The following is a 24,216-nucleotide window of genomic DNA, read 5'->3' as shown; positions in this document are numbered from 1 at the left end:
CGATCACGCCGCCATGGACGACAACGTGACTGCGGGATCATCGCTCAATTGCGTTACGCTTTCCAGTGTCATGTAGCGTCCCCGCTGGACCGCCCACTCGTCGTTCTGCTCTAGTAGCAAAGCGCCGACGAGGCGGGTGATGGCATCCTCGTTGGGGAAGATGCCGACCACGCCGGTGCGTCGCTTGATCTCGCCGTTCAGGCGCTCGAGTGGATTCGTGCTGTGCAGCTTGGTGCGATGCTGCGGCGGGAACGACATGTAGGCGAGCACGTCCTCCTCCGCCGTATCCATCAGCTTTGCGAGTTTAGGGACGCTGGGTCTCAGCTGGTCGGCGACCTTGCGCCACTGACCCTTGGCGGCTTCGGGCGTCTCCTGTGCGTACGCGGTGGCGATGAAGGCCGAGACGACGCGCCGCCCGCTCTTGCCGGCATGGGCCGTAGCGTTGCGCGCGAAATGTACGCGGCACCGCTGCCACGTGGCGCTGAACACGCGTGAGACGGCAGCTTTGATGCCCTCGTGGGCATCCGAGATGATGAGTTTCACACCGCGTAGGCCCCGCCGCGCGAGGCCGCGGAGGAAGTCTGTCCAGAACGTCTCAGCCTCCGACGCACCGATCGCCATGCCGAGCACCTCGCGCCTGCCGTCACCGTTCACGCCGACTGCAATGGTGACCGCGACCGAGACGATCCGACCAGCCTGACGCACTTTCAGGTACGTCGCGTCGATCCACACGTACGGCCAGTCGCCCTCGATAGGCCGGTCGAGAAAAGCCTTCACGCGGACGTCGATCTCCTCGCAAAGCCGGCTTACCTGGCTCTTCGAGATGCCGCTCATACCCATGGCCTTCACCAGGTCGTCGACCGAACGGGTCGAGATGCCTTGGATGTATGCCTCCTGGACAACCGCGGTCAGCGCTTTTTCTGAAAGGCGCCGGGGCTCCAGGAAGGCGGGAAAGTAGCTGCCCGTCCTCAGCTTGGGGATGCGCAGTTCAACGGTGCCGGCCCGCGTTTCCCAGTCGCGCTCGCGGTAACCGTTACGTTGGGCAAGCCGGTCGCTGCTCTTCTCGCCATATCCAGCGCCGGTCAGACTACCGACCTCCAGATCCATCAGCCGCTGCGCGGCAAAGCCTATCATCTCACGCAGGAAATCTGCATCCGCGCTCTTTCCCACCAGCGCCTGCAGGTTCATCGTGTCGTCGGTCATCGAAGGTCTCCTTTGGTTGAGTCTTGCAACCCAAACCTATCCGAAGATCTTCGATGGCCACCCGTGAACCTGACCGGCCGCTACAGCGCTGGATGATAGCGCGCGGCCGGTCAGCTTCACTACCGCTGAGCTACACCACCACGCGGGACACGACCCGGGGCATTCCCATTGGGATGGGAAAAAGAGAAACTCGTCGCTGCGTTGCTTGTTGGGTTCGATGCGTCGCCGCTTGCTGCGTAGTTTTTGGTCTGACGAAGTGCGAGTTGATGACCATGAGCAGGTGCTCATGGTCATGCTCTGGTCAACTTTCTTCGATCTCGCTGGCATCGAACTCGGCGAAGGCTGACCGGATTTCATCGGCCAGGCTGTCATCCTCGATATCGACCGAGACGACCACGCGGCCAGCCAGCTGGGCATCGTCCCTGTCTTCGGGGCTGGGTCCACCCGCTTCAGTGTCGGACCCGGCCTCCTCGACACCAACAGTATTCTCGTCGCCCTCAGCGGCGATGAACACGTCGGTACGTTCGATCTTGAACTGCTGGACCAGACGCTCAACCGTCATCTCGGCTTCGCGTCGCGTGTCGAACTTGGCAGTCAGGCTCGTGCTCATGATGGACTCCCGTCAGCCGTGATTGGCGATGTGTGATGAACCGCTGAACGGCAATTTAGCCCCGTACGGGTGCACTGACCTCCTTCACGCAGCGGCGGCTCAGCTCGCAGTCGTTGGTTTGCCGTCATCGCCGACCGCGACGTAGCGGAAAACGCCCTCGGTCACCTTGTGTGGCGCATCGCCGGTGCGAACCCGCGCCCAGACCTCGATCCTGACGGCGATCGAGGTGTCGCCCTCATGCTCCAGCTCGCAAAAGACACTGACGTCGTCACCGACCGATACGGGCTTGAGGAACTCGACGGCATCGATCCGCACCGTGACAACGCGCTTGGCGGAGTGGGCGGCAGCGAAGGTGCCGCCTGCCAGATCCATTTGCGACAAGGTCCAGCCACCGAAAATGTCCCCGCTGGCGTTGGCATCGCGGGGCAGGGCGACGGTGCGCAGATGCGCTCCGCAGGCTGGCTGGGGCATGTCGTCGCTCATAGGATGGTTTCCTTATGCAGGTTGGATGCGCCTACTACACGTCGCCGAGCGCGCGGTGGATCTGCTGCTCTTCCAGATCGAGCTCTTCGCCAAGCGCCCGGTGAGCTTCAGCATCGATCTGGTCGGTCTGCTCCATCAGCTTCTCGCGCGCCGCCTCGATGGCGACGAGGCGCAGACGCTGCTGGGCGATGAGCTGGTCGGTCTTGGTCTCGACGTCCTGCCCCTCGATACTCGCCCGCTCAGCCCGCACCTTGTACTCCTCGACCAGCTCGGCTGCGGCCTCGCCGTGTTCCGAGGCATCGCTGTCCAGATGCTCCTGTACCGCATCCAGCGATGCTGCGGCGAGTTCGGCCCGAGCCTTGGCAGTGTCCGGTTCGGGTAAGGTTGCGTCTTCCTGCTCCAGTCCGAGACGGCGGATGACCCAGCCCAGCGTCGTGCCTTGCAGGACCAGCGTCGCGAAGATCACACAGAACGCCAGGAAGACGATGATGTCTCGGCCCGGAAAACGGGCAGGCAGCGCCAGTGCTGTTGCCAGGCTCACCACACCGCGCATGCCTGCCCAGGACAGGATCGTCGGATAGCTCCAGGGCGGCATCGGATCGTGCTCGCGTATCCTTCGGGAAATTGCCCGTGGCAGCCACACAACTGGAAATATCCAGACAAAGCGGCTGACGATCAGCGTGGCCGACACCGCCACGGCGATCAGGCTGAGGCTTTTCGCATCATAGCCTTCAAGCCGCTCGACGATGCCGCGCAGCTGAAGTCCGATGAGCATGAACACGACTGCGGTGAACAGGAACTCGACGAAGCCCCACACCGTCGCCATGCCCAGCCGCGTCTCGCCGGTGAAAGCCGCGTGCTGCTGACGGCCTAGCACCAAGCCGCAGGCGACCGCGGCCAGCACACCCGAGACGTGGACCTGCTCGGCAAGGAAGTAGGCCAGGAACCCCGCCAGGAGGCTGACAGTGATGTCGAGCAACGTGTCCTCGAGCCGAGCGAAAATCCACATCGCTGCGCGCCCCACTATCCAGCCAGCCAGCGTTCCACCAATCGCAGCGACAAAGAATCGGAACACGCCTTCGCTAAGGCTGAACGTTCCTGCCAACGTGGCGGCGACGGCAAAGCGATAGAGGACGAGGGAGGAGGCGTCGTTGATGAGGCTTTCGCCCTCCAGCACCGTGACGATGCGCTTGGGCAGCTTAACCTGCTTCAGGACTGCCGCTGCGGCAACCGCGTCTGGCGGAGCAACGATTGCACCCAGCGTGATCGCCGCCCACCAGGGCAAGTCCGGCACCAGCAGCTTGGCGACGATTGCCACCGCAGCGGCGGTGAAGAACACCGCGCCCAGCGCCAGCGAGAGGATAGGGCGCAGATTGGAGCGGAACGCCGGCCAGTCGGTGTGATATGCGCTAACCTGCAGCAGTGGCGGCAGAAAAAGTGCCAGCACCAGTTCCGGGTCAAGCTCGACCGTGCCAATGCCGGGGACGAAGGCCAAGGCAATACCGCCAAAGACCAGTGCAACGGCCAGTGGAACGTGCAACCTTTCCGCCGCATAGGCTAGGGCGACGGACGCCGCGACCAGCACGAGCAGAAGCTCAAAAGTATGCATAGGTCGGCACTTTCGGGGAGAGGCAAGCCAGCCAGCGCCGGGTGTAGCAACTCAACCTGATCAATGGCCCGGGCGTTCCGTTCCTTCGTTTTCGATTCTGGATCGTCCAGCTTCCGGAAACGGAGATGTCGCCGTCATCGATGAGTGCCTGATCCGGGCAATGAAGGGCTCATCACACGGACCAGGCATGTTTCTGGATTACCTAGAACACGGTTCGCACGCTGGGTTCTCGATCCCAGATTCGCCCATTTGCAGCGATATCGACGTAGCTGCTGGCAGCTGCCGGCTTTGCCATGGCGACAACCCCCGCGTCTGCAACCACGCCCGCCGCATCGAGCAGCGGCTGTGCCGCTGCCGTGTGGCCGATGACCTTGAGGTGAGCGAAGGCATCATGCACCCAGGCGACAGCCGCAGCTTCACCCAGCAGCTGCTTGACGCCAGCATCGGACACGGCAAGCACTACCGTGTCGAACAGCACCGACGGACCGCCTGCAAGCTGGTGGTCGGCTGCTAGCTTCGTGCCATCGCTGAGCGTCACGCCGCCAAGCTTCGGCGCGACGATCTTGACCACCGCCTTCATCGCCGTGGCGGCTTCGGTGAGCTTGGCGATCAGCTTGGCATCGGCACCGTCGGTAACCAGGCAGCCGATCATGCGACCTCCCAGTGTCGGCGTTGCCCGCTTGAGGATACTGAGCTTGGGCGATGCTGGCAGGTCGGTGCGCGCCTGCACCGTCGTTGCCATTGGTTCGATCGGATCATCATGACCAAGGCCTGCAGCAACCCGATCACCCAGCTCTTGCTGAACGTTCACGAGATGCCCCAGCATCGCTGTCCGGACGATCGCGGCGTCAACCTTGCTGAGTTCGAAGATAAGCGCCGAGACGATATGGTTTTGCTCCGGCTCCGACTGACTGAGAAAGAACTGGCGCGCCTGGCTGTAATGGTCGGCGAACGTCTCCGACCGGATCCGTACCTTGGTACCTTCGACCGGTGCCGGGAAACTGCGGAAGCCGCGGGAGTGGCTTTCACGCGGTCCGGTTGGATCGAGCAGGCTCGGCGTATAGGTCACCCGCTCGGGTTGGACGAGCGTCTGCATGTGACCATCACGCTGCATGTTCGCGAACGGACATTTGGGCGCGTTGATCGGGATCTGAGTGAAGTTCGTCGAGCCAAGGCGCTTCAGCTGGGTGTCGAGGTAGGAGAAATGACGCCCGTGCAGTAGCGGATCATCAGAGAAGTCAATGCCCGGCACCACGTTCTGGGTGCAGAAGGCGACTTGCTCTGTTTCCGCAAAGACGTTGGCGGGATTACGGTTCAGCACCAGTCGGCCAACCGTGCGCAGCGGCACGACCTCCTCCGAGATCAGCTTGGTCGAATCGCGATAGTCGAAATCGAACCCTGCGGCTTCTTCCTCGGTGAAGAGCTGAACACCGAGCTCCCACTCGGGAAAGTCGCCCATTTCGATCGCGTTGTAGAGGTCGCGGCGATGGAAGTCCGGGTCGGCGCCGTTGATCTTGACCGCCTCGTCCCACACCACCGACTGGATACCGAGCTTGGGCGTCCAGTGAAACTTGACAAAGGTGGACTTGCCGTCGGCGGTGACCAGCCGGAAGCTGTGGACGCCGAAGCCCTGCATCATCCGCGTCGAGCGCGGGATAGTGCGATCGGACATCTGCCACATCACCATGTGCATCGCCTCAGGGGTCATGGCGATCCAGTCCCAGAACGTGTCGTGGGCGGACTGGGCCTGCGGAAAACCGCGATCCGGCTCCTCCTTTACGGCATGGGCGAGGTCAGGAAACTTGAGCGCGTCCTGGATGAAGAACACCGGGATATTGTTGCCGACGAGATCCCAATTGCCCTCGGTCGTGTAGAATTTGACCGCGAAGCCGCGCACGTCGCGCGCCAGATCAGCCGAACCACGGTTCCCAGCCACCGTCGAGAACCGAACGAATACCGGGGTCTGGACACCTACCTCGCCCAGCACGGCAGCCTGAGTGTAATCAGACAGGCTGTCGGTCAACTCGAAGAAGCCGTGTGCTGCGGTACCACGGGCGTGCACGACGCGCTCGGGAATGCGCTCATGGTCAAAGTGGAAGATTTTCTCGCGGAGGATGAAATCCTCCAGCAGGGTCGGACCGCGTGACCCAGCCTTCAGCGAATTGTGATCGTCGGCGATCGCCATGCCGTGGTTGGTGGTCATCACCTTGCCGCCAGCAGCTGCTACCTGATGCAACTCACCGCCTGCACCTACGACCGTCTCCGAAGCCGGACCAGCGGCCGGGGGTGGAGCCTTGGTTGGTGCCTTCTTGTCGGCCTGTGCTGTTTTTGTAGGTTTTTTTGCCACGATCATCTCCTGCCCGATATCGATAATGGCACTGCATGCGCGTATTCTCGCATTTGCGATAGGTATCGAAGCTCCAATCGCGGCCGTTGCCGGCACAGGTTCTTTCGGAAGGCTTTGAGCGTCCGTCAAAATTACAGCCGGCATCGCGATCATCGGCGGCGTGCTGCTGACCACTCTATCCCGATGGAGTGCCTTCCCGATTGGGAACGGCCAGCGAGACGGCCCAGACATTCCCAGAATGGATCGAGTTTTGGGAATGCTCAGATTGAGAAGGGCGCAGACGGTTCGCTTTTGAAGAGGGCAGCGCCGATAGGAGACACTCCGCGCAGGCCTATGTCGAGCCGACAGCTAAGCCGTCGCTTCCAGCTCGCGTAAGCTGCGGCCCCGCGTCTCTCTTCCGGCGCGCCCGATCAGTACCGCTGGCGGCGTAATTCGGCTTCAGTGGGACGACCCAGAGGCCTTTATCCACAATCCCGATTGCAGCGCGAAGGCGGTATCTTATCGTGTTCTAAAGTGCAGAGGATAAGACGCAATATACCAGTACCGGTACGCCAACCAAAACGATCAATAGTAAAAGGTTAAGCTCCATAAGTCGGCTTAGCCAGTTTTTGGCTTCATTCCGCCTGTCTTCGGCATCTACCTTAGAATAGCTTTCTAGGACTTCTAGATCGAATTTGTTCGAGAAAAAGCTTTGTGGCCTCATCCGCAGGAAAGGCTGAGGTGCTGGATTAGTAACTTGATGCTGACGGTCATCCTGACACAAATCATCGGATTTCGAGACTTGGTTTTCCACTACACGGTTTCCACTTATTCGAGATCATGGTCGCGAAGAACGCGTCCCAAAGGTCAGATCGAATAATGCCCGAACTCGAACGGCCGTAGCCGCGAGCTCGGGCTAAGCGCGTGCGGCGAGTTGGCCGGCGTGGTCGCGGAAACGCTTATGTGTCGCAGGAGCGTACATGTCAGTAACATCGGGGACCCATGTCCTAATGTCAACTCGTGCAAATCCATTCGCAATCCTATTGACCTTGACCGGCAACTCTCTAGCTTGAGGAAGCGGGCCGGGCCCCTCTGGCGGTCGTCTCAGGACGAACGTGATGTCGGACCGCATCGGGTTATCTCGATGTCTAGGCCTGGCCTGTTTGCCTGCTTTCATCGCGACTGATCCGATCGTTCAATCGTTGGTTGGAGAGCGGCTTTGCCTATATTTTCTAACAAGTTGATCGAGTTGCATGCCAGGCTGGATGAGCAGATCTGCGTCGAGATGAAGCGACGCATGCCCGATACCTTGCGGCTATTTCGGCTGAAGCGGTTGCGTCTAGACGTGAAGGACCGCCTGCACGCACGCGCCATGCAGCCGCAGTTCAGCTGAACCGACACGCTGAACCATCGTTGTAGATTCATCGTCCGTAAGGATTGGCTTCACCGATCAGAATGGATCGGGATAGCAAAAGGAGAGCGAAAATGGCCTATTTTCTAACCGCCGGCTTGGTGCTTGCTGCTACCGGTGCGGCCCTCGGCATGACTGTCGATCATCAGAACCAGGTGGATCACCGCAGCGGTCCGGTCGCCGTCAAATATCGCGGCGACGTGGTCATCACCCATAAGCAGGTGGGCGCGGTTGCACCTGGCGGAAGACCGTCGTCGCTACGCTGCGACTGGGCGGCGAGCATGTCGGTCGCGCGGCACGCGGTCGCGGCATCGGGTACCAGGCTGGTGCGCAGCATCGACAGCGAACCGGTGATTTCGGGCACCCGGCCCGGCTGGTGCGTTGCGAGCCATGGCGCGATCAAGAAGGAGGTCGCGACGAAGTCCGCGGACATGCAGCAGCATCTGGTAAAGCTGGCGCAGGAAGACGAGCACATGCTGCGCGTCGAGCTCGACCAGATCCACGGTCCGCAGCGCGCAGGATGATCCGGCGCGTTCGATTGGCGGGCGTGCTCGGTGCCGCAAGTTGCGGCCTGATCACGCCCGCGTTTGCACAGGATGCCGGGTCGGTAACCTTGGAGGTAATGAGCGAGGAGGAACGGCGCGGGCTGAGTTGGAGTGAGGGACGTGCCGCGCTAGCAGGCGATATTCGCGTCTCGCGCGGCCGGCTCGATGCATCGGCGCGCGTGGTAACGCTTCGGAACAGCGTGCGACACGGTGGCGCCGATGCGGTCGTCGACCTTTCAGTGGGAACCGACTGGGATCTGGGCGCGGTGCGTATCCGCACCGACGCCACGGGCCACACATTCGCGGGCGCGCGAGGACGCATGGACTATGTCGAGGCCGGCGTATCGGCAAGCTATGCCTATGGTCCGCTCTACGCCACGGTCGGCGTGATAGGTGCCCCGTCGCAGCGCGCGATCGGTGGTAGCAATGTGCATATCTATGCGAACGCCAATGCCGGTATTCCCGGTACGCCGCTGACTATGCTCGCCGAGATCGGCCACTCATCCGGCAGCGTCCGCGACCCCATCCGGGTCGAGCGTCTTCGTCCGGGCGGCAGTTACATCAACTGGCGGTTGGGTCTCGAACATCGTCGCAACCGTCTGACGATTGGAGTCGATTATGTTGGGACTGACGTCTCCCACAACGCCATCGCGATTAGGTTTGCCGATCGACGCAACGCCAGAGACCGAATTTTAGGGCGCGTCCAGGTTTCGTTCTGACGAATACCGCTGACAGCGGGTGCCAATTAACACTGATGTGTACACAAAATGCTTCGGCAGGACCGCCTGCACATGTTCAAAAGGCCGCCCCTCCAGCGGTTCCCAAAAAGGAACGTCTTGTAGGAATGACGGCTTCCAAATAGGCGCTCCCGGGCAACGCCGGGAAACCGCCATTTACCGTTTTCCCAAAAACCGTTCCCAAAATCACTTTCTCACGATACGGATTTTAGACGGAGTTATGAGAAGGGAGCGGCATGCTCATTGGCTATGCGCGGGTGTCCACCCCGGATCAGGATCTCACTTTGCAGATGGACGCCCTCAACGCGGCTGGCTGCGAACACATCGCGACAGACAAGGCGAGCGGCGCGACTATTGTACGGCCGGGTCTGACCGAAGCGTTGGGCAAGGCCCGCAAGGGCGATACACTGGTGATCTGGAAACTCGATCGTCTCGGGCGGTCGATGAAGGGACTGGTCGATCTGGCGGCTGAATTGTCGGCACGCGGGATCGCGTTGCGCTCGCTCACGGACGGAATCGATACCGCGACACACACGGGCCGTCTGGTCTTTCATATTCTGGGGTCGATCGCGGAGATGGAGCGCGAGTTAATCCGCGAACGCACGATGGCGGGGCTGGCAGCGCGTCGAAAGGCAGGCGGGGGCGGAGGGCGCAAATCCGTCATGACGCCCCGCAAAAGAGACATGGCCGTCAAACTGCTCGCCGCTGGCGACCGGCCGCAGGACGTCGCAGAAGCGGTCGGCGTGTCGGTTTCGACTTTCTATCGGCACTTTCCGGCCAGTGGCAGGGTTGTCCCTGCCGAAGACACGTAAAACGGTAAGACGCACCTCGTGCCGAACGGCAGCGGTTCAGTCCATCCAGTGCCGTGCCTCGCCGCCCAGGCGGCAGGCAAGTCGCTTGATCTGCTCGATCCCGTAGGCATCCAGCGGCGGTTCGATATCGCCCCGATCGTCAGCTATTCGGCAAGCCTCGCGCCACTGCCTTCCGCGTTCGTAGCGAAGCGCGACCAGCGCCGCGACCAAAAGCGCGCGCTCCTCGCTATCGAGCCCGGCAACCATTTCTGATTCGACGGCAAACCCTCCGTTTTGGAAAACGAGCAAACGCACGCCAAATCAGCATTCGGCGTTGGCGTTGGCGTTGGCGTTGGCGTTGGCGTTGTTTAGCGGAGGATTAGCGCCGCGCTGGTCAACCGTGAATCCATGTCCAGATAATGGACGTGCTTAGGGTGCTTTTCCGCCCCGTGGCGGATCGCCCTGGCGTACGTAAATGTCACTTTCGTGTGCCGAACTGCCTAAACGTATAATCAGGCCCGTTTTATATGGCGGCGCGATCAGCGTCAGAAGATCGTGGCATAATAGGACTGCTCGTACCGGCCCCGGCTGATCCGCGCCATACGGTCGATCCGCTCCAGTGGTGGCGGCGGTTTTCTGGAGCGGGCTGGTCGATTGTCGGGGCGAGCGAGCAGCACGAGATTAGCGATGGCCGCGCCCAACAGGAATTCCTCCTCGGCACCACGCAGCCCGCGAAGGTGCAGCCGCGCCAACCCGCGCTTGCCTTTCGCATCGGCGAATAATCGCTCGACGCCCCGGCGCAGCCGCATCGACCGCTTGAACAGCGGCGTCTGCATTTCGCCGCGTACCAACTCGCGCACGTCCTCAAATTCACTGTGCGTCACCGACCGGCTGGTCGATACCGCGCATTTGCGTTTCAGATGACAGGCGCGGCAATCGGCCGGGCTGGCCCGATACCGGAGGAAACCGGCTTTGCGATCGGCATCGCGAAATGGAAGCGGCTTCCCGGCGGGGCAGACATAGCGGTTTTCCTCCCGCTCGTAGCGGAAGGCTTCGCGCGGAAACTTCCCCTTGGTCTGCTCGGATCGTTCCATCACCGGGATATGCGGCACGGTGCCACGATCGTTGACGAATGCCTGGAACGCGGCGCTGCCATAGGCGGTGTCGGCCGCGACGCGTTTGGGGCGATAGCCGAAACGATCGCCCGCCCGCGCCAGCATCACCCGCCCCGCATCGACCTCTGCCGCAAAGCGCGCGGGGCTGGCCTCCACGTCGATCGCCACGCCCCCCGGAGTGTCGATCAATATGTTGAAGGCATAACCGAAACGCCCGCGTGCGGTGCGCGCAGACCACGCCGATGCGGGATCGGTCCGCGATACCTCCGCCGGCTTGCCGCGCGGCACACCATGCTCCTGGGGCGGTGCATTCGCCTGATCTGCTATCCATTCCCTAACCGGTCGGGGAAGCCGGGATGCAGCTATATCGGCGTCGCGCATCTTGCGCTGCCAACTCGCATCAGCCGCGACGAACGATGCGTCGATGGCCGCATCCTTTTGCGCGATTAGCCCGGCATCGGCGCACCGCTGCACCGTCTGCTCGAACAACACGCGGAAGATGCCTGCGTCCCGGAAACGCCCGTGCCGGTTCTTGCTGAACGTCGAGTGGTGCGGCACGCTGACATCGAGCGGCAACCGGCAGAACCAGCGGTAGGCAAGGTTGAATCGGACCTCCTCACATAGCCTGCGTTCCGACGTGATACCGTAAAGTCGCCCGATCAGAACCATGCGGATCAACAGTTCGGGGGCAATTGAGGGGCGACCGCGATGGCTATAATGCGAGGCGAGTACGTCCCGCAGTTCGCCAAAGTCGATCAGCTGATCGATACGGCGTAGGATATGATCGGCGGGGACCATCAAGGCCAGCGCTCGCCAGCCTGCACGCTTGCTGTCCTGTCGCTGCTCGCCCATCATGACCGTTGCTCCCGATCCGTTGGGATAGAAACGGTCGGAGCCGCGATCGGATCAGAAGGCTTTTTTCAACAGCCCCGAGCGGTTATCTCGCGGTAGCGCGATGCCGCCCGAGCCGGTCCGAAAACGACAAGAAACCCGTTCTGAAAATCAGTACCATCTTGCACGATGCCAATGGTCTTTTCTGGCGGGGTACGTGTCCGCAATCGTTCGCCGCTCGGCGAACATCTCGCGTCCGCCGCACCCAATGTGATTTGCGTGTCAACGATTGTGCGCCCGCCGATCGCCAGCGTCTCACATAATCTGAGCCGGAACACGACCTCTATTGCAGTTCCGGCCGATTATCATTGCGAGATGGGGTGGTTGCCGCCCTCCCAGACGGCATCGCGATGTGCCAGAAAAGTGGAGTTTGAGGCCACTGAGCAGAAAGGACGGCAACCGTGACAAACGATACGATGATCGGGGTGGATTTGGCAAAGTCCGTTTTCCAGGTGCACGGCGCCTCGATGACGGGCGAGCTCAGATTTCGCAAAAAGCTATCGCGACAGAACTTCCCCAAGTTCATGGCCGACCAACCCCCGGCAGTGGTCGTGATGGAGGCGTGTGGCAGCGCGCATCACTGGGCCAGGGAGATGGTCCGGCTTGGTCATGAGGTCAGGCTGATCGCGCCGCATTACGTGAAGCCGTTCGTCAAACGTCAGAAGAATGACGAGGCCGACGCGGAAGCGATCGTGATTGCCGCGCAGCGGCCGGAAATGCGCTTTGTTCAACCCAGGACCGCCGATCAGCAGAGCAGTGCCATCCTGTACCGCTCACGGCAGCGTCTCGTCCGCCAGCGTACCGAACTCGTGAACGCGCTCAGGGCCAGTCTTTACGAATATGGCCACGTCGTTCCGTTGGGCATCCAGCATATCAAGCGCATTCGCGAGATAGTGGAGGCCCCGAACAGTGATCTGCCCGCGCTGATGCGGGAGGAATGCGTGGAGATGCTCGATCAGATCAGCGAACAGACGGACCGGATCGCGGGCCGGACCGCAAAGATCAAGGCGTTGGCGGCCGCAACGGATAGTGCTCGACGCCTGCAGACCGTTCCGGGCGTTGGGCCACTAACGGCGATGGCGGTGGAAGCCTTTGCGCCACCAATGGAGAGCTTTCGCAAGGGCCGGGATTTTGCGGCTTGGCTCGGCCTGGTCCCTCGCCAGTTTTCCTCGGGCGGCAAGGAAAGGCTTGGTCGCATCACCAAGGCGGGACAGGCCGATATCCGACAGATGCTGATCATCGGAGCAATGTCGCGGCTGAACTGGATGGGGCGAAAATCGATCCCGGAAGGTTCGTGGCTCGCTGGCATGCTGGGTCGCAAGCCCAGAATGCTCGTGGCGATCGCCCTGGCCAACAAGATGGCTCGGCAAATCTGGGCCATGCTGACCAGAAATGAGAATTATCGAGATCCGGCGCTGGCTATGACTGCTTGATATCAGAGTAGTCCATGCCACGCGGATGAAGGGAGTGTGAGAAGGCGACGACCCGAATGGGCAAAATGATCGAACAGATCTAGATCAGGAAAACCAGTTAGCGGCTCCGAGCTTCAAGCTCTCTTGCGAGATTTGGACCTGATCTGCGGATCACCATACCGGCCAGCGGTCTTTCGAAAATGCCGCGCATACAGGCCTTACAGAAGACCGCGCTCGATCACTCGCACATTGGTGTAAAAACCCTCTTGCATCACGGGCGGCAACCACAGAAGCCGCTACAGCTAGCTCCGCGCACGAAAGGCCGGAAGGAGTAGCGGATCAGAGGTCGATGTTTCGATCCTTCATCGCCTGAGCGGCGACATCGCCGATTGGCCCAATTCCGCCGACGTTGTTGTAAACCACCGTCACGTCGTGGTCGGTGAGCTTCTCGAGCATCATCCGAACGGCCGCTTCGTTTGCCGCATCCAGCACCGTCGTTGTGTCGTCGCTCGTCATCGGTAAGGGTCTTCCCGGTTTTCCAAGGGAGCAATAGCATGAACATCGGTGACCTGGCCAAGGGTGTCGCGAGCGCAACGGGCGCAAGCGAGGCGGACGCGAAGAAGACGATCACTGCAGTGTTTGACCAGATCGCTGCCGCGGCCGCCAAGGGCGAAGAGGTGTCGATCAATGGCTTCGGCAAGTTCACCGTGAAGGATCGGCCCGAGCGCGAGGGTCGCAACCCGGCGACTGGCGAGAGCATGACGATCGCGGCGTCGAAGAAGGTGGCGTTCACTGCGGCGAAGGGCTTGAAGGACAAGCTTTGAGGCGTGCGCGCCGGCGGGGCAGCTCGCCGGCGCCGACAGGAGGCGCGGATGTGCAATCGGTATCGGCTCACGGCTAAGCAGGCCGAGGTGATGGCCACGTTTGGCATTCGGCCGCCCTATGAGCCTGACGAGACCTTCCCTCCCAGCGACATCTTTCCGACGGGCAAGAAGACTCCCTTCTATGGTGTGGTCATGGTCAAGGACGGCGACGAGCGCCGTGCCGAGCGCATGGAGTGGGGCGTCCCGACGCAAGTCCCGAGTAAGCGCGACCCGGCGGTCAAATTGACGAAGTACGTAACGAACGTCAGGAATTTGCGCTCACCTTTTTGGAAGTCGATGCTAACGACGTCTGCTCGGCGCTGCCTGGTGCCTGTCACCTCGTTCTCCGAATATGGCCTTGCGCCCGGCGAGGACGGAAAGAAGCCGCTGCATTGGTTCGATGTGCCAAGCCGGCCGATTTTTGCCTTTGCAGGCATCTGGCGACCGACAGAGCGGGGCAACGCCTACGGATTCCTCACAACCGAGCCGAACGCGATTGTGGCCCCGGTCCACCCCAAGGCTATGCCGGTGATCCTCCATGACGAGGATTACGACCGCTGGTTGACTGCTCCTTGGGAGGAGGTCAGCGAGCTCGTTGCTCCCTACCCATCTCAGTTGATGACGATCTCGCAGGACTAGGCCTAGAAGCGCTCGTAGCGTTCGTAAGGACCGCGTGTTGCCGGGTTCTCGAACGCCAACCGCCAGCTAGGGCCTGACAGACGCCTCGCTAGTGTCCATAACGATCCAGCCAAGCCGTGGAGTTCGCCGAGCCTAAGATGCCGAAGGTCAATCCTCAGATCCTGTCATGGGCGCGCGAAAGCGCGGGCCTGACGCTTGAGGACGCCGCGCGAGGTATCGGGCTCGCCGGCGAGAGCGCATCTGCGCGCCTTGCGGAGATGGAAAATGGCGATCGGGAGCCGAGCCGGCCGCAGCTGCTGAAGATGGCTGATCGTTACAGGCGGCCGTTGCTAACCTTCTACCTTCCGGAGCCGCCGGCAGCCGCGGCTAGGGCCCACGACTTTCGCACGCTGCGACAGCGTGAGGTCGGGGCGGAGGCGACGGTCGATGCGCTGGTGCGTGACGTGCGAACGCGACAGGCGCTCGTGCGCGGTGCGCTGGAAGATGCGGAGGAAGCCGAACGTCGCGCGTTCGTCGGATCCGTGGATCCTCGGGCCGGACCCGATGGCCTCGCTGCGGCGATGGCGGATCTTCTTGCGCTGGATCGCACCGCATACCGAGAGGCGCGCACTATCGAGCAGGCGTTCCGCATTCTCCGCGATGCTGTCGAAGCCACTGGCGTCTATGTCCTGCTGATCGGCAATCTCGGGAGCTATCGAAGCAACCTGAGCCCTGGTGTGTTTCGTGGCATGGCGCTCGCGGATGACGTCGCGCCCTTCATCGTCATCAACGAGACGGATTCCAAAACGGCGTGGCCCTTCACTCTCCTACACGAGCTGGGGCACGTGTTGCTCGGACAGAGTGGGATCAGCGGCTATGATGGCGAGCAAGCCATCGAGCGCCTCTGCGACGACGCTGCCGCTCGTTTTCTGCTGGTTCGCGATGAGCTGCGCGAGATCGACGTTGATGTCGCTTTCGAGGATCTCGTCGAGCAGATCGGCGCCTTTGCCAGCGCCCGGAAGGTCAGCCGGAAGATGGTGGCGTACAATTTGCTGCGTGAGAGGTTGATCGACGCTGCAATGTACCGACGGTTGGCTGATCGTTTCGACGAAGATCGTCGCGAGTTTCCTCAGAGGGCCGGCAAGGGTGCTCCTGACTATTATGTCGTGCGGCGTCACCGGGTTGGCCAAGGCCTGCTAAGTCTGGTCGACCGCATGGTCGCTGGTGGCGCGCTGACCACCACCAAGGCGGGCAAGGTCCTCGGCGTGAAGCCGACGGCAATCGGTCGCATGACCGAATTAACGGCATAGCGGGGTCGGGTTGCTGTACCTCCTGGACGCCGACACACTCATCACCGGGGACCGCCGCGCCTATCCGGTCAAGCGCTTCCCTGTGTTTTGGGACTGGCTGCGTCACCAAGGCACGATCGGCAACGTCAAAATCCCGCTCGAGCAGTATGAGGAAGTTGTTTCCGGGCGCGGCGATATCGTTGAGTGGCTGTGCATGGAGGAGAGCAAGGCAGCGCTCGTGCTTGCCGAGGAGCTTGATCCCGCGCTGGTCGCAGACACTATAATGGCGGGCTATGGACCGCTCGACGAAAATGGCGTCGAGTTGGTTGGCCGCGATCCCTTCCTTATCTCCTACGGGCGCCTCGAACCGGGCGAACGTACCGTCGTCAGTTTCGAGGTCTCGAAGCCGAGCAAGCAGGGAGCCAACCGCAAGGTGCCTGACGTTTGCAAAGGCTTCGGAGTGCCGTGCTGTTCTCTGTTCGACATGATCGAAGCTTTAGACTTCACTACCGGCTGGCAGCCCTAAGATGGCCCTACCTGAGTACTCACGAGAGGCTGCCCTGGCCGCACTCGGCGTCAGGATCGTCGACGAGACTGTCGAGGGCAATCTCGGCCACCTATTTCGGCCCAAAGAACGGGCTGATCTTGGAATTGACGGCGAAATTGAACTGCTCTCCAGCGAATCTGACGGAAAGCGTCGCGGCACAGGCCGGCTGATAGCTGTTCAGATAAAATGTGGTCACAGCTTTTTCGCAGAGGAAAAGGACGACCACTTCGTTTTTCGTGGTGAGATGAAGCACCTAGATTACTGGCTGGGCTTCTCGGTGCCTGTTATCGTAGTGATATGCCATCCGGACACACGAGACGCCTACTGGTCAGAAGTCAATCCTGGGCTTGTTGAACTAACCGAGACCGGTTGGAAGATACCTATAGCAAAGACGAGCACGCTGGCAGGATCACTGACCACGCTTGAGTCAGTCGCGCGGCGAAATTACCTAAGGAGCGTAATTGACCTAGCCGCGCAAAGGTGGATTCATGGAAAACACGCTGAACGGGTCGAGTTCTGCGGTATTTTCGCCTTGCCTCGAGATTATAGAGGTGCCGACCATCTTGTTACAATTGGCGAGGAAACGGTTCAGTTACAGTTTCTGGTTGCTCGATATGGTAGGTTCGAGACCGAGAGGCTCTCGGACCTGCTGGATGAATATCCGAGTAACGCCATATATGGGGAGCGGATAGTTCTAGCGCTTATTGCGGAGCATCCGTCCGCATTTGCCTTATCTGACGATTTCCAGAAGCTAGTAAGCAGCGCTGTTCCGATAACTATCTACAGGCTCCTGTTCAACCGTTATTCCTGCGAGGTAGGCGAGCTTAACGATGATGGCCTGATCGACGATGAATACTACAAAGGTGAGCCGGTCTGGAGCTACGGCGAAGAGGAGTGGCTGGCTTCACGTTACCTACCATTTTATATCCGAGACACCTGATCGCGCTTTTAATGCGCACTAAGTATTAGATCGCAATTGGGATAAGCTGAAAGAGGGAGGCCTGCGAAACCGCCTATTGAGCGCTCTGGTCGAACTCATTCGCCCTATTGCATCTCTAGCACGACCACTCTTCTGACAGGCGGTCTGGTGGCCCATGCTGGCGATGCGACATGGCTCCCGTTGGAAACTTCTTTCCGGATCGCGGAAAAAGGTTTCCATTCAAGTCGGCTCGCGACCGGGCGATAGCTGGTCGGATGCACCCCATCTCGGGTGGGTTCCTGGGCGAGCGGGACTACCCTGTCGCCGAACCGAACGGCGACTTTCGTCACGATTAGAGCTGCAGAACGCTCATACGGGACGAGCCACGTCACGCGGGGCGCCCGGGTTCGTGCGCGCACCACGATCAAGCTGTGTTCCAGGCGCGGGTCTCCCACATCGTTCGAGCCTAGCGCGATCAGAGCGACTACCGGCGCGGTGCCGCCCTGCCACTCCCTCGCGTAAGCGTGTTGGGTAGACCGCCTTGCGGTAGCGCTGGCGGTGAGGATGCTTGTCGTCTTTGACGAGGGCGCGGGCGGTGAGGGAAGTTTTTGGTTCGACGGCCAGTCATACGAGCACTCGTATGACTGGTCGGATGGATGTGGTTGGCCGGGTGTCGGGTCGGCGGCGGTGGTCGGACGCGGAGAAGCTGGAGATCCTGGCCGAGGCGTTCCGGCCGGGGGTGCGCGTCTGCGACGTCATCGCCCGGCGTGAGGTGTCGAGCAGCCTGATCTACACGTGGCGCAAGCAACTGCGTGAAGGCAAGCTGGCGGGCGTCGTGCCTTCGTTGCCGGTGTTTGCCGAGGTACAGGTTGTAGACCCGGTCGCGCCGACACCGCAGCCGGCACCATGTCCACCGGGATTTATCCATATCGAATTGCCGGGTGGCGTGCGGGTGAGCGTGGATGCCGCGGTGGATGCAGGCGCGCTGACACGGGTGCTGTCGGTGCTGCGGTGAGCCCTGTGCCATTGCCGACGCGGGTATTCCTGGCGTGCGGCGTGACCGACATGCGCAAGGGGTTCGACGGTCTGGCGGTGCTGGTGCAGCAGGTGCTGGCCGAGAACCCGCATTCGGGCGCCTTGTTCGCGTTTCGGGGCAAGCAGGGCCATCTGGTCAAGCTGCTGTGGTTCGACGGCCAGGGGCTTTGCCTGTTTTCGAAGCGGCTCGACCGGGGCCGCTTCGTCTGGCCGGTAACGGCGACGGGTACGGTGGTGCTGACGCCGGCGCAATTGTCGATGCTGCTGGAGGGCATCGACTGGCGTCGTCCCGAGCGGACGTTCGTGCCGACGCTGGCAGGGTGAAAGCGGCGGTTTTACGTCGTTTTTGCTCGCCCCTTGCCACGCAATCTGCTATGAAATCCGGGTGTCGGAAGCGCCCGTTGCCCCTGCTGATGCCACCGCGCGGATCGCCGCGCTGGAGGCCTCGCTTGCCCGGGCCAATGCCGCGCTCGCCGCCCGCGACCTGCTCATCGACACCCTGCGGGGACAGATCGCCCGGCTGCGGCGAATGCAGTTCGGCACGTCGTCCGAAAAGCTCGGCCGCGAGATCGAGCAGCTCGAACTGGCGCTGGAGGAGCTGGAGACGGAGCGCGACGCGCCTGGGCCCGAGGCGGCGGACCCCGGCGTAGCAGCGCGACCGGTGCCCGTCCGCAATCTGCCGGGGCATCTGCCGCGCGAGGAGGTCGTTCACGAACCGGTCTCGGGTGCCTGCACCTGCCCGGACTGTGGCGGTGCGTTGCGCCTGCTCGGCTCGGATGCGCACGAGATGCTCGACATCGTGCCGGTGCGCTGGCGCGTCGTGCGCGACGTCCGCCCCAAATACAGCTGTCGGGCTTGTGAGAAGATCGTCCAGGCACCGGCGCCGGTCAGCGCCGTCGCGCGGGGCAAAGCGACCTTCGCCACACTGGCGCACGTCGTGGTGTCCAAGTTCGACCACCATCTGCCGCTCTATCGGCAGGCCGAAATGATGGCCGCGCAAGGGCTCGACATCGACCGTTCGACGCTGGCGGGCTGGACCGGGCAGGCCGCATCGCTTCTCGACCCCATCGTCACGCGCATCCGTGACGCGGTGCTCAAGGCCGACAAGATCCATGCCGACGACACGCCCGTGCCGGTGCTCGACCCCGGCCGCGGCAAGACCGCGACCGGACGGTTGTGGGTGTACGCGGCCGACGACCAGGCATCCGGCAGCACGGCGCCGCGCGCGACCTGGTATCGCTTCACGCCAGACCGCACCGCCGCGCACCCAACGTCCCATCTCGCAGGGTTCCGCGGCTTCCTTCAGGCCGATGCCTATGCCGGTTATGACGGGCTCTACCGGGGTGGTGTTACCGAGGTCGCATGCTGGGCGCACTTCCGGCGCAAGGTCTTCGACCTGCACGAGCGTGTCCCGACGCCGCTGACCACCGACATCCTCGAGCGCATCGGCGCGCTTTATGCGGTCGAGGCCGAGGTGCGGGGTCGGCCACCCGATGAACGCCATCGCGGCCGACAGGAACGAAGCCGGCCACTGGTCGAGGCCTTGCGCGGAGTGCTCGACGCTGCGCTGCGCCACCTGTCGCCCAGGTCGGATATGGCCAAAGCCATCGCCTACGGCACGAAGCGCTGGCCCGCGCTGTCGCGCTTCCTGGGTGACGGGCGTCTGGAGATCGACAACAACATCGCAGAGCGCGCGCTGCGCGGCATCGCCGTCGGGCGCCGCAACTGGCTGTTCGCCGGCTCACGCGCCGGTGGCGAGCGCGCCGCGGCCATCTACACCGTCATCCAGACCTGCAAGGCCAACGGCGTAGACCCGCAGGCCTACATCACCGATGTCATCGCCAGGGTCGCCGACGACTGGCCCGCCAGTCGCTGGGACGAACTCATGCCGTGGAACTGGCCTCCCGAACCTGCCAGACTGGCGGCATGAGCGCCGACACCATCGCCCGCCTGCATATCGTCCTGAACGACATCGAACCCGCCATCTGGCGCCGCGTCGACGTGCCGGTCACCGCCAGCCTCAAGATGCTCCACGATATCGTTCAGGCCGCAATGGGTTGGGAGAATTGCCACTTGTGGCATTTCGAGGCCGGTAACCGGCGCTACGGTATCCCCGACCCAATGTGGCCGGAGAGCGGCATGGCCGCGGCCAGGAACGTAAAGCTCGCGGCCCTCATCGACCGGGGCGTGCGGGAACTCGTCTACACCTACGACATGGGTGACGACTGGCAGCACACCATCACCGTGGAGACAGTCAGTCCCGGTGAACCCGATGCCAAATATCCGCGCTTCATCGAGGGCGAACGACGCTGCCCGCCCGAGGATGTCGGTGGTCTTCCCGGCTTCGAGATGTTCCTCGATGCCATGGCCGACCCCAACCACGAAGAACACGACCGCCTGCGCGAATGGTATGGCGGACCCTACAACGCCGACGACATCGACGAACGCTTCACCCGACTTGCTGTCGCCGCCATCGCCATCCGCCGCCACGCTGGCAAACTCGCCTACCAGAAAAGCCGCCCCCAATAGCAAGGCGGCCTACCGGCCACGCTTACTCCCTCGCCAAGCCGCTCGCATGCGCTCCAACGCGCGCGTGAACCTCGCATCGGATGCCCTGCAGCGCGAGTGCGTCTGCGGTGCCCGCAGCCGTGCTGTCGCCAAGGACAAGGCAGAGCGGCATCACGAGCGCTCAGCCTGAACTTTCGGGAATGGCGTTCCCACTCGCGTGCGACCTGCCATTTCGTCGTAGGCGAGCAATCCGATTACTGCGACAGCAACGCCGGCGATGCCGAAGAGCCCGCGCGCCAGACCGATCGCGCGTGCCGCCCTGCCGCGGCGAAGTGTGCGCCAGCCTCGATCGATCGAGGTGCGCCAAGACAGCCAACCGTCCGCGATGTCGCAGGCCCCGAACATGGCGATCGGTATGGCGATCGCTGGGATTATATGGCGCGTCTCGACCGGGTTGAAGGCAATCAAGGCCATCGTGATCAGGAGCACCACGAAAGCGGCAGCGTAGATCACGGTGTAGACAGGTCGAAGGTGGAAGATGCGCGCGCTCGGCTGAGCAAGGTAGCGCACGATCGGGCGCCTGCAGGTATCGCAGGCTAGCATCGCCTGCCCGAGCGGCCAGCGTCGCATTTCTGCATGGCAGTACGGGCACGTCGGCCGCGGCAGGCTCATCATGTTCATGGCAATTGCGCCAGCTGCACGGCGCTCGGAAGGCCAGCACGTATCTCGGTCGCGATTTCCGGTAGGCACACCCAGTTTGCGAACATCGGGTTCCAGACCGCCCTTCCCTTACACAGCGCCGTCAGCGCCTCGCGGCCGATATGATCGTCCTTGGCAGCCCGGAACGCGATACGGCCGTCTGGTAGCGTGCGCTCAATGATGCCTGCGCAGACCTCGATCTGCGCGCCCGCTTTCCGAGGGCCGGGCAAGGGCGGCGCTTTCTCTGCGATGGCTGCCTCTGCTGCCGGCGAAGCGGGTTCGCTTGCCGTTATCACTGGCTCCACCGCTGGCTCGGTAGGTTCGTCGACGATCGGCTCGGGATCCGGAGTTTCAGCTTCGCTGGCGTCGGGCTCGGCCAAGCTGCCGTCAGGCCCAGGATGGATTCCGAGCCGAACGTAGATGTCTTGCTCCTCGACATGGTCTGCAATCAGCTGGTCGGCGATCGCCAGCATCTGAGGGCCACTGACGCCCGTCGAGAATAGGCGCGACAACGTGCTGGTTCCACCGAATGGCATCCATTCCGCTACGAGATTATCGCATTTGTAGATTGGCTCTTCATCGCCGACTTTAGAGCGGTCGACGTTGTTGGTCGCGGGCACGGAGACGAATACGCCGATCCGCTCGAAGGCCTTCGAGTGGCCCTTGCGCTTCAGCCAGGCCGCGAGGACGTCGCGTTGGCGTCGAACCTGCGCGACCGGATTGGGGATGTTCTGTGGTCGGTGCTGGCCGCGATACCACACCATCCACTCGCCATGAGCGTTCTTGGAGATCGTGCCGGCATAATTCTTGGACTCGAAAATTGCCGCCGTGCGCGAAAAGCGCGAGAGCAGGACGTGGTCGAACTGAGCGAAGCCGCCCTGACCATCGGCAATGCGTAGATCGTGAATAAGGACGTGTCGGTCGTTGCCCGGCCCAAACTCGCGATCGAGCATGAACGCGGTCTCTTTTTCTCCCCGGAGTCCGCGCGCATGGTTCTTAAGCGCTGACCGGACGCGATCCGGCAGCGCCTTGAAGTCAGGATCGCGCATTATCTCCTCCGCCAACGCCAGTTCGGCAGATCGTGTCGATCGCTTCCGGATCATCGCTTCGGGGTTCCCGTCTGAGCCTGCGAAGGGAGCGGCTGTACCGTTTCGGCCGGGATCGCTGCGGGCGCAGAAGGGACCGGCGCAGGCGGCTTCGCCGGCACCAGCTTGGCTTCAAGTCGCGGCTTGGCGTCGGTGATCAGCTTCCGGAAGGCGTCGACCATCGCGAGGCTGGTGATCTTGCCTATGTCGGTCGACGCGTAGGTGCCTCCGAGTGCTCCAACGCCGAGGCCGACCAGCAGACCACCCCCGACAACGCCGACATCCTTCTTGCGTGCCGACCCGCTGGCTACCGCCTCCTGGATGCCGGTGTTGACGTCAACGAGCGTGAGCAGGACCTGGCTCTCCATCGTCTTGGACTTGAGCCCCACCGCGCCCCCGAACATACCGCCGACACCGCCGCCACTCTCTCGCGCCTTGCTGTCGGTGTAGACCACGTTCACCTGGAGCAGATAATCCGCCTTGGTGACGGGGCGCGCCGCAGCGGCACCACCGGCGATCGCGCGTTCGCGCTCGAGCGCGCTGAACGCCTCTCCTCGATCTGCGACGCGGAAGCAGCCCGAGCGCGCGATCATCAGTTTGACCAAGGGCAGCGGATCGACCCGCGCCGTCGCACCGCCATTCTGCATTTCGGCCATACGCATGAGAGCTTGCAGCTGCGGAGAGAGGCTGTCGGCCGGGTTTGCAGCCTTCTCCTCGACCAGAGCCGCAACGCCCAAAGGCACTTCGCAGCGGGGCAGCTCGGTCTTCTCGTCGATGCCGGTGCCGCCTTGCCCCAGCTTCTGCGCCAGGAGGGTGGAAGGGGTGACGGCCGCGATAGCGGCCGTCACGATGGCGATAACGGCGCGCTTATGCACCGGCCTTCGCCGCTTTCGCGTGCTTGGTCGGATCGCAGATCCCGGCCCGCTCCTCGTTGGCGCTCACCGTCTTGGCGGCGTCATCGCAATTCGCGCAATCGGCGCAGTCAGGGCAATCCTTGCAGTTGCCTTTGTGATTGGCATGCGCGCGATAATGCGCGGTCTTCTCCGCCACCCGGCGCTGCACGTCGGTGCCGCCATTCTCGCCGGCGAAGCTGGCCATCGCGAGCAGGACCGGGCTGGCCGGTGCCGCGCTTGCGACTGCGGGCGTGGCGAACGCCAAGCCCGCTAGGACGATCGATGTGATGTGTCGTGTCTTCACAGTTGTAACCCCTTCGTTGATTGTCAGAAAAAACCGTTGCGACGTCCGTCGCGCCGGTCGTCGTGGCGGGTGCCGCCATCGCCGAGGGCCGAGCGTCGGACCTCCAGCTCCACGCCGTCCCCCTTGTGGGTGATCCGGACGTCCTGTGGGGCGAGGCCTTGGCGCTTCGCCCAGCGGTCGGCGTCGGCCGCCGACCCGAACTCGCCCATTTCCTCAAAACTCCAGTTGCTCATGTGCTCCTCGTCTCGTGCGTCGCAGGCGACCACGCGCGAGCGCGCCGGCGACAGGATTGGAAGGGCGCGCGTGAACTGTGCTGCTCTGGC

The 24,216-nt window shown here is 62.4% G+C and carries 27 protein-coding genes; 14 read left to right on the top strand and 13 right to left on the bottom strand.

The features are described 5' to 3' along the window. Window positions 1–3: 3 nt before the first annotated feature. The 5 genes from E2E30_RS19340 to E2E30_RS19320 form a co-directional block, all read right to left on the bottom strand. Entirely contained in the window at window positions 4–1,203 is a 1,200-nt protein-coding gene (locus tag E2E30_RS19340) for an IS256 family transposase (RefSeq protein ID WP_017503803.1), read from the bottom strand. 301 nt (window positions 1,204–1,504) lie between these two features. Beyond that, on the bottom strand, window positions 1,505–1,813 hold the full coding sequence (locus tag E2E30_RS19335) for a hypothetical protein (RefSeq protein ID WP_133192299.1): 309 nt from the start codon (window positions 1,811–1,813) through the stop codon (window positions 1,505–1,507). A 99-nt stretch (window positions 1,814–1,912) separates the two neighbouring features. Continuing rightward, window positions 1,913–2,296 (bottom strand): acyl-CoA thioesterase, encoded by a 384-nt coding sequence (locus tag E2E30_RS19330; protein ID WP_133192298.1) that lies wholly within the window; start codon window positions 2,294–2,296, stop codon window positions 1,913–1,915. A gap of 34 nt (window positions 2,297–2,330) precedes the next feature. Then, window positions 2,331–3,905 (bottom strand): Na+/H+ antiporter, encoded by a 1,575-nt coding sequence (locus E2E30_RS19325; protein ID WP_133192297.1) that lies wholly within the window; start codon window positions 3,903–3,905, stop codon window positions 2,331–2,333. Window positions 3,906–4,107: 202 nt separating this feature from the next. Beyond that, the gene (locus E2E30_RS19320; protein WP_443018418.1) at window positions 4,108–6,252 is read right to left on the bottom strand and encodes a catalase; all 2,145 of its coding nucleotides are present in this window, start codon (window positions 6,250–6,252) and stop codon (window positions 4,108–4,110) included. Between the two features lie 1,198 nt (window positions 6,253–7,450). On the opposite strand from E2E30_RS19320, the gene E2E30_RS19315 reads away from it, so the two are divergent. The 4 genes from E2E30_RS19315 to E2E30_RS19300 all read left to right on the top strand — a co-directional run bounded on the left by E2E30_RS19315 (window position 7,451) and on the right by E2E30_RS19300 (window position 9,736). Then, on the top strand, window positions 7,451–7,624 hold the full coding sequence (locus tag E2E30_RS19315) for a DUF465 domain-containing protein (protein WP_133192296.1): 174 nt from the start codon (window positions 7,451–7,453) through the stop codon (window positions 7,622–7,624). 92 nt (window positions 7,625–7,716) lie between these two features. Next, a complete protein-coding gene (locus tag E2E30_RS19310) occupies window positions 7,717–8,166 on the top strand; it encodes a hypothetical protein (protein WP_133192295.1) in 450 nt (149 codons plus the stop codon). 98 nt (window positions 8,167–8,264) lie between these two features. Beyond that, on the top strand, window positions 8,265–8,906 hold the full coding sequence (locus E2E30_RS19305) for a TorF family putative porin (RefSeq protein ID WP_240699129.1): 642 nt from the start codon (window positions 8,265–8,267) through the stop codon (window positions 8,904–8,906). Window positions 8,907–9,160: 254 nt separating this feature from the next. Further along, entirely contained in the window at window positions 9,161–9,736 is a 576-nt protein-coding gene (locus E2E30_RS19300) for a recombinase family protein (protein WP_133192293.1), read from the top strand. Window positions 9,737–9,772: 36 nt separating this feature from the next. On the opposite strand, the gene E2E30_RS19295 is transcribed toward E2E30_RS19300, so the two are convergent. Together E2E30_RS19295 and E2E30_RS19290 are read right to left on the bottom strand one after the other, a co-directional pair. Further along, on the bottom strand, window positions 9,773–10,030 hold the full coding sequence (locus tag E2E30_RS19295; RefSeq protein ID WP_221211884.1) for a hypothetical protein: 258 nt from the start codon (window positions 10,028–10,030) through the stop codon (window positions 9,773–9,775). A gap of 230 nt (window positions 10,031–10,260) precedes the next feature. Further along, window positions 10,261–11,685, bottom strand: coding sequence for a transposase (locus E2E30_RS19290; protein WP_133192292.1), 1,425 nt, complete (start codon window positions 11,683–11,685; stop codon window positions 10,261–10,263). Between the two features lie 452 nt (window positions 11,686–12,137). On the opposite strand from E2E30_RS19290, the gene E2E30_RS19285 reads away from it, so the two are divergent. Next, on the top strand, window positions 12,138–13,154 hold the full coding sequence (locus tag E2E30_RS19285; RefSeq protein ID WP_037533488.1) for an IS110 family transposase: 1,017 nt from the start codon (window positions 12,138–12,140) through the stop codon (window positions 13,152–13,154). A 318-nt stretch (window positions 13,155–13,472) separates the two neighbouring features. Here E2E30_RS19285 and E2E30_RS20860 read toward each other — a convergent pair whose 3' ends face one another. Further along, window positions 13,473–13,649, bottom strand: a complete 177-nt coding sequence (locus tag E2E30_RS20860; protein WP_165954594.1) for a hypothetical protein — start codon at window positions 13,647–13,649, stop codon at window positions 13,473–13,475. Between E2E30_RS20860 and E2E30_RS19280 the strand changes: the two genes are divergently transcribed. The 9 genes from E2E30_RS19280 (at window position 13,631) to E2E30_RS19240 (ending at window position 20,933) form a co-directional block, all read left to right on the top strand. Then, window positions 13,631–13,957: an HU family DNA-binding protein gene (locus E2E30_RS19280; protein ID WP_260171630.1), complete on the top strand. Its 327-nt coding sequence runs from the start codon at window positions 13,631–13,633 to the stop codon at window positions 13,955–13,957. The two genes, E2E30_RS20860 and E2E30_RS19280, sit on opposite strands and share 19 nt — an antisense overlap. Before the next feature lie 48 nt (window positions 13,958–14,005). Further along, the gene (locus tag E2E30_RS19275) at window positions 14,006–14,635 is read left to right on the top strand and encodes an SOS response-associated peptidase (RefSeq protein WP_133192290.1); all 630 of its coding nucleotides are present in this window, start codon (window positions 14,006–14,008) and stop codon (window positions 14,633–14,635) included. 137 nt (window positions 14,636–14,772) lie between these two features. Beyond that, window positions 14,773–15,924 (top strand): ImmA/IrrE family metallo-endopeptidase, encoded by a 1,152-nt coding sequence (locus E2E30_RS19270; protein ID WP_133192289.1) that lies wholly within the window; start codon window positions 14,773–14,775, stop codon window positions 15,922–15,924. Between the two features lie 10 nt (window positions 15,925–15,934). Beyond that, window positions 15,935–16,429, top strand: coding sequence for a DUF4411 family protein (locus E2E30_RS19265; protein ID WP_221211882.1), 495 nt, complete (start codon window positions 15,935–15,937; stop codon window positions 16,427–16,429). A 1-nt stretch (window position 16,430) separates the two neighbouring features. Further along, the gene (locus E2E30_RS19260) at window positions 16,431–17,390 is read left to right on the top strand and encodes a DUF4365 domain-containing protein (protein WP_133192288.1); all 960 of its coding nucleotides are present in this window, start codon (window positions 16,431–16,433) and stop codon (window positions 17,388–17,390) included. 619 nt (window positions 17,391–18,009) lie between these two features. Continuing rightward, the gene (tnpA, locus tag E2E30_RS19255; RefSeq protein WP_133192287.1) at window positions 18,010–18,384 is read left to right on the top strand and encodes an IS66-like element accessory protein TnpA; all 375 of its coding nucleotides are present in this window, start codon (window positions 18,010–18,012) and stop codon (window positions 18,382–18,384) included. Continuing rightward, window positions 18,381–18,728 carry an IS66 family insertion sequence element accessory protein TnpB gene (gene tnpB, locus E2E30_RS19250; protein WP_133192286.1) on the top strand — a complete coding sequence of 116 codons (348 nt, stop codon included), beginning with the start codon at window positions 18,381–18,383 and terminating at the stop codon, window positions 18,726–18,728. Before tnpA ends, tnpB begins: the two co-directional genes overlap by 4 nt. A gap of 55 nt (window positions 18,729–18,783) precedes the next feature. Beyond that, window positions 18,784–20,334 (top strand): IS66 family transposase, encoded by a 1,551-nt coding sequence (gene tnpC / locus E2E30_RS19245; RefSeq protein ID WP_133192369.1) that lies wholly within the window; start codon window positions 18,784–18,786, stop codon window positions 20,332–20,334. Further along, the gene (locus E2E30_RS19240; protein WP_133192285.1) at window positions 20,331–20,933 is read left to right on the top strand and encodes a plasmid pRiA4b ORF-3 family protein; all 603 of its coding nucleotides are present in this window, start codon (window positions 20,331–20,333) and stop codon (window positions 20,931–20,933) included. Before tnpC ends, E2E30_RS19240 begins: the two co-directional genes overlap by 4 nt. A 150-nt stretch (window positions 20,934–21,083) precedes the next feature. Here E2E30_RS19240 and E2E30_RS19235 read toward each other — a convergent pair whose 3' ends face one another. From E2E30_RS19235 to E2E30_RS19215, 5 genes are all read right to left on the bottom strand, one after another. Further along, a complete protein-coding gene (locus tag E2E30_RS19235; protein WP_133192284.1) occupies window positions 21,084–21,593 on the bottom strand; it encodes a hypothetical protein in 510 nt (169 codons plus the stop codon). After that, entirely contained in the window at window positions 21,590–22,660 is a 1,071-nt protein-coding gene (locus tag E2E30_RS19230) for a nuclease-related domain-containing protein (RefSeq protein ID WP_240699128.1), read from the bottom strand. The genes E2E30_RS19235 and E2E30_RS19230 overlap by 4 nt, the downstream gene beginning before the upstream one ends. 50 nt (window positions 22,661–22,710) lie before the next feature. Further along, the gene (locus E2E30_RS19225) at window positions 22,711–23,571 is read right to left on the bottom strand and encodes a CsgG/HfaB family protein (protein WP_133192282.1); all 861 of its coding nucleotides are present in this window, start codon (window positions 23,569–23,571) and stop codon (window positions 22,711–22,713) included. Beyond that, window positions 23,564–23,854, bottom strand: a complete 291-nt coding sequence (locus tag E2E30_RS19220; protein WP_133192281.1) for a hypothetical protein — start codon at window positions 23,852–23,854, stop codon at window positions 23,564–23,566. The genes E2E30_RS19225 and E2E30_RS19220 overlap by 8 nt, the downstream gene beginning before the upstream one ends. 62 nt (window positions 23,855–23,916) lie before the next feature. After that, window positions 23,917–24,126 carry a hypothetical protein gene (locus E2E30_RS19215; RefSeq protein ID WP_133192280.1) on the bottom strand — a complete coding sequence of 70 codons (210 nt, stop codon included), beginning with the start codon at window positions 24,124–24,126 and terminating at the stop codon, window positions 23,917–23,919. Between the last annotated feature and the right edge of the window lie 90 nt (window positions 24,127–24,216).

Source organism: Sphingomonas sp. AAP5, assembly GCF_004354345.1.
In the GTDB taxonomy this organism is placed as follows: domain Bacteria; phylum Pseudomonadota; class Alphaproteobacteria; order Sphingomonadales; family Sphingomonadaceae; genus Sphingomonas; species Sphingomonas glacialis.
The sequence above is the reverse complement of the archived record's forward strand: the minus strand, read 5'-3'. Positions and strand labels throughout refer to the sequence as shown.